We start from the raw sequence: 2,464 nt of genomic DNA, 5'->3' as shown, positions 1-2,464 counted from the left end.
ATCGCCTTCCCCCGCCGCTATCTACCCGAGGGAAGCATGGACACGATCTACAAAGATCAGATCGACCTCGCTACACCACCACAGGGGACATGACCGGCCTCTGTGGGAAGTACGATGCCGAGAACTGCGGCCGCACGGTCCCGACGAATTGCCACGTCGGGCATGTCCTCCAGGTACTCAGCAGCCAACTCGCCGCTCTCCTCCGCAGTGAAGTCGCGGCAGTCGCGCCACCAGGGTGCTACCAGAAGGAGCTGCAACAGCTCCCGCAGACCGGATGCGACCAGAGCCGCACGACCTTCGGAGTCTGCGTACAGAATCAGACGTTCCTCGCCACCATCGCCACAGAAGAAGTACGTGCCCCCGGCCCCCATCACCCGCGAAGCCTTCCAACTCTGCGCCCGACGCGAGGTGGACCTCCTCGACGTGGTTCCCTCGGTCAAGGTCAAAGTCACCAGGCCAGGCCAGGAAATCGGCGGCCTCTTGGTGTTCGGCGATGGCAGTGATCAGCGATTGCATGCGCCGCACCTTAGCGGCTGGGGACGACAGTCCCGCGCTCACGTGTGTCCGGAGGGACGGGCAGAATCGCGGGCATTCCCCTGTTGGCCGGGCGCGAGGGAGGGAATAGTGCACGGTCGGAATAACCCCCTCTCGCCAGTAACGCTCGCCATGCGCTCGGGATGCTGTCCCGACCCGGAGACCGACGGCAGCGAGGGCGCCTGGCATCTGATCCGCTCACGCCAGTTCAAGACCGCCGTCGATCAAGACGGCAACCACCTCTCCGCCGGCGTCGAGCGGGACGTTTCCTGGGATGGCTCCGAACCCTCTTCGGCATAGGGCTGCGGCGGTTGGCCGCGGGGGCCGGCCGGGCGCTCAACTGGGCTGCGGGCTCCATTTCCGCCTGATCCCTGTGGGCGGACCTGCCTGATACTCGCGCTGACCGTGTTGTGCGGTCAGCACGCAGCCCGCGCAACTGGCTGCGGCACCGGGGCGCCCGTGCCGTCCATCTTCTGGGACTCCACGACGTGGTCGAAGCCGTCATACACGCTTCGCAAGATGATCTTTCCGCCTGAGGCGACCGACTCCTGGCGGCCGAACGGAGTACGCGGCCTGGTCACGGGCCACCGGGAGGCGGAGCGGACCAGCCTGACGCAGTCGGGGCCCGCCTCCTGACGGAAGCAGGCCCCGACGCAATCATCCGCTATGGGTCAACCCTTGCGCTCAAGGGTCCCTGAGCATTTCGAGCACTCTTATCCGACGGAAACCACCGGTTCGGGCCCTGGAAAGTTCGGAGGGAGCCCATGCGGTTCGGCCGTCCCAGAGCACAACCAGGCGAGATAGCTCGAGAGGCTGCCCTCGTAGTGGAACCAGTCGTCATTCCGCCCAGCCACAACGACTGTCCATTCGTTGGGCTGTCCTTCCGTACGCCAGTAGAACTCGTCCCCGTCTATCGAGCTGCCCCACGGCAGCAAACCTTGCGATTCCGGGAACGCAGGGTAGCCACCGAGCATTTCCTTCTGTGCCATATCCTCGGCACCGGCGAGATCCTCTTTCTTCGCTTCGACGAATCCCGCTTCGTTTCCTGGGGCCGGCGACGTCACAGTGAGGAATTGCCCGATCTCCAGCCGAGGGTACGACTCTGCCAAAGTGATGTAGTCGTCCGGCAGCCCAGTCCGCAACCCGTCGAAGAGCACCTGCCAGTCGATGCGCCGTGGAACCTTGACCCGCTGCGCCACCAGCCCCGGCAGCGCGGCCTCCAGGGATTCGATACTCAACAGCCACCTCCATTTGCGTTCTTGTTTTCTATCCGCACACTGAATTCGGCGACCCAGGCCCCGTCACGGACCTCGCCGTCCGACTCGACGGTCGGAGTCCAGGCCGAGGCCGGGACCTGGAGAACGTACTGGTGGACGGCCTCGGTGATCACCATGCCAACCGAGTAGGACAGCCACCGCCCGCGCTGGGCGAGCCAGCCCACGAACTCATGGGTGCCGCCCGCGGAATCACAGCGGATCGGAGTCCGCCGGCCCCGCCGGTACTTCTTCGGCAGTTGGGCCAGGGCGAGGCGGGTGGCGGTGATGTGGTCGGCGGCCGTGTTCGAGCCCGCGTTGCCGGGGCGGAGGAGGGCCGCGACCGGTTCGCCGGCGCCTCCAGGGCCGTGGTCGACAAACCCCATCAGCGGGTGGTGGCCGCTTCCTACTCCGGGACCGGGATACGAAATACACCAGTTCCTTCGACGCAGTCTTCGACGCAGACGACGTGGAGATCCTGCCAGCCACGGCAGCTGTAGTTCCGATCATGGCTGGTCCTGGAGTTCGTGTCGGCGCTGGTGGCGGGCTTGCGCGACGGCTTGATGGTGGCGGCGCCAGGCCATCCAGTGCAGGACGTGTTCCGCTTCCCGGACGGGCGGTGTGAGGACGAACGCCCGGAGAAGCCGGACGAGTTCGGGACAGGTCAGCGGGACGAG

General features: G+C 65.8%; 1 protein-coding gene and 1 pseudogene. Both read right to left on the bottom strand.

The annotated features are described in order from the left end of the window. Positions 1-1,247: 1,247 nt before the first annotated feature. A complete protein-coding gene (locus ACIBJF_RS52985) occupies positions 1,248-1,772 on the bottom strand; it encodes a hypothetical protein (RefSeq protein WP_399185049.1) in 525 nt (174 codons plus the stop codon). 29 nt (positions 1,773-1,801) lie between these two features. Beyond that, a pseudogene (locus ACIBJF_RS52980) lies at positions 1,802-2,188 on the bottom strand (transposase); the annotation flags it as partial. Positions 2,189-2,464: the final 276 nt, after the last annotated feature.

The sequence above is a fragment of the Streptomyces sp. NPDC050743 genome, from assembly GCF_044456925.1.
In the GTDB taxonomy this organism is placed as follows: domain Bacteria; phylum Actinomycetota; class Actinomycetes; order Streptomycetales; family Streptomycetaceae; genus Streptomyces.
This window is presented reverse-complemented; position numbering and strand designations above follow the sequence as displayed.